Source organism: Ruegeria sp. AH12, assembly GCF_056541465.1.
Genome location: NZ_JBQFYL010000235.1, coordinates 1 through 505, shown reverse-complemented (window position 1 = coordinate 505; position 505 = coordinate 1). Strand labels below are relative to the sequence as shown.

Below are 505 nucleotides of genomic sequence, written 5' to 3'. Positions count from 1 at the left end.
CATAAGATGCGACCAGCGCTGCCTCGGTTGTTGCGAGGGGGACATGAAAGTCGCCGTTGGCGTTCATTCCGTTCAGGCGTAAGGGGCCAATAACCCCGACTGGAAGCTTAACCGTCCCGATGAAATTCTCGATATTGGCGCCATAGGTTTCGGCATCTTCGATAGCCGCCGAATCTGCAATTTGTGCCTGATCCTTGTCGCTGGCCGTTGGTTTCAACTTCTCCCAGAATCGTGCGACCATCTCCTTGGTCGGCTTGCGAGATGGGCGTAAGGTTGAAAACTCTGCATCGCTTGGCGCCATCTGCTGAGGTATCTGGTCAGCATCAAATCGTGCTTTTATGCGTTGAAGCATTTCCCGGACATGAAACGGAATTACCAATAGCGCGCTCCAATAGATTTTCTGTGCAACGCTGTTGCAATCAAAAACCGCTGCGAGGCAAGTTATCAGTCGTTTGATCGAAATCCAGTCAAATGTTCATCGATCAAGTGTTTGATCCTAAAGGGT

General features: G+C 50.5%; 1 pseudogene. It reads right to left on the bottom strand.

What is annotated here, in order from left to right:
- Positions 1 to 301, bottom strand: a pseudogene (locus tag ACR0EL_RS22815) (hydroxymethylglutaryl-CoA reductase); the annotation flags it as partial.
- Positions 302 to 505: the final 204 nt, after the last annotated feature.